Here is a 1,939-nt window from a genome sequence, read left to right as displayed (position 1 = left end):
GCCCGACTGGAGCGTCGAGCTCGCCTACAACAACCGCGACAACCAGTTCGGCGACATGGCGATGTTGCAGTTCACTTTCGACTTGCCGATGTTCGTAGGCTCTCGCCAAGGCCCCCGGATCAATGCCAAACAGCACAGCGTTGCCCAAATGGAGGCAGAACAGGAAGTGCTGCTCCGCACACACCAGGTAGAGCTGGAAAGCGGCTTGGCCGAACTCGAGCAGTTGCGCAGGGCGCTGGATCGTACAGAGCGCATCCTCATCCCACTGGCGAGCAAACGCGCCGACCTGGAACTCGCCGCCTACAAAGCGGGGAACAGCCAACTGACTACGGTCATCGCAGCACGCCGCGAGCTGATCGAGGCGCAACTTCGCCAAATCGAACAACAGCGCAAGCTGAGCCAACTCTCCGCAAGCCTGTATTACGCCTACGTGGAGCCCCTGAAATGAAAACCTCCGTACTCGGATATTCCCTTTTGGCCATAGCCATTGCGGCAGGTAGCGTTGCAGGCGGTTTCTGGCTAGGGCAACGAAGTGTCAGCCATGGCGATTCGCCTATGACAAATGCCAATCCGGATGATCGCCAGATTCTCTACTGGTACGACCCAATGAAGCCTGAACAACGCTTCGACAAACCTGGCAAGTCGCCGTACATGGATATGCCACTGGTGCCGAAGTACGCTGGAGCGGAGCAGGACTCCTCCACGCTCAGCGTGCCGGCGCAAGCTGTGCAGAACCTGGGCATGCGCACCGCAAAGGTGGTCCGCGCGGTGCTGCCAGCCGGTATCGGAGCCGTGGGTTCCTTGGCCTACAACCAGCGGCAGGTGGCCACGCTGCAGGCCCGCTCGGGCGGATTCGTCGAGCGCGTGTATGGGCATGCCCCCGGTGATGTCCTGCCCGCAGGAACACCTCTGGCAGATCTGCTGATACCCGAGTGGTCAGCAGCCCAGTTGGAGTTCATCGCGGTACTTGAAAGTGGCGATGCGCGCCTGATCGAGGCGTCGCGGGAGCGTCTGCGTCTGCTGGGCATGCCGCTGGGGGTGATCGAGCGCGTGCAACGCACGCGCAAACCAAACGCCGTGCACACCGTAACCACCCCCATGGCGGGCGAGCTGCAGTCGCTGGAAGTTCGCGCCGGCATGGCCGTTTCGGCCGGGCAGGACCTAGCCCGCATCAACGGGCTTTCCACTGTCTGGCTGGATGCCGCAATTCCAGAGGCCCAGGCGGCAACCATTCAGGTCGGGGCAGAAATAAGCGCCAACTTGACTGCCTTCCCTGGCCAGCCCCTGCAGGGGCGCGTGATCGCCCTGCTGCCCAGCGCCGATCTGCAGACCCGCACGCTGACGGTGCGCAGCGAACTGCCCAATCCTGATGGCAAGCTACGCCCCGGCATGTTCGCCGCGGTACGCCTGAGCAGCCGGATCGAGCAGCCCACCCTGCTGGTTCCCAGTGAAGCGGTCATCCGTACCGGCAAGCGCTCCCTGGTCATGCTGGCCGAGCACGAAGGCCGCTACCAGCCCATTGAAGTGCAAATCGGCCGCGAGTCGGAGGGCCGTGTGGAGGTAATCTCCGGGCTGTCTGAAGGCCAAGAGATAGTGGTCTCCGGACAGTTCCTGCTCGACTCCGAAGCAAGCCTGCAGGGGGTGGTGGCGCGAGCCGCTGAAGATATGCCGCCGCCCACGCCGCTGCATGAGTCGGAAGGGGTGATCCGCGGGCTCGATGGACAGGAGGTCACCTTGGAACACGGGCCGTTCAAGAGCTTGAACATGCCCGGTATGACCATGGCATTTCCCCTGGCAAACCCCGAGGTTGCAGCCGGACTGAAGGTTGGAGATCGCGTGCGAATTGGCGCCCAACTGACCGATTCGGGGCTGATCATCGAACGACTCAGCAAGCAAGGGGATAGCCAATGATCGCGCGACTGATCCACTGGTCGATCGG

General features: G+C 62.6%; 2 protein-coding genes. Both read left to right on the top strand.

Annotated features, from left to right (window positions below; genetic code table 11):
* Positions 1-448 (top strand): TolC family protein (locus tag RA210_RS18660; protein WP_201487618.1); only part of this gene is annotated, 448 nt, incomplete at its 5' end.
* Positions 445-1,911: an efflux RND transporter periplasmic adaptor subunit gene (locus RA210_RS18655; protein WP_201487617.1), complete on the top strand. Its 1,467-nt coding sequence runs from the start codon at positions 445-447 to the stop codon at positions 1,909-1,911. The genes RA210_RS18660 and RA210_RS18655, both read left to right, overlap by 4 nt.
* Positions 1,912-1,939: the final 28 nt, after the last annotated feature.

The sequence above is a fragment of the Pseudomonas sp. OF001 genome, assembly GCF_904426495.1.
In the GTDB taxonomy this organism is placed as follows: Bacteria; Pseudomonadota; Gammaproteobacteria; order Pseudomonadales; family Pseudomonadaceae; genus Geopseudomonas.
The sequence above is the reverse complement of the archived record's forward strand: the minus strand, read 5'-3'. Positions and strand labels throughout refer to the sequence as shown.

What these genes read in the sequence shown, in the direction of transcription:
- RA210_RS18655 (WP_201487617.1), top strand. Translation starts at nt 445, where the DNA reads ATGAAAACCTCCGTACTCGGATATTCCCTTTTGGCCATAGCCATTGCG.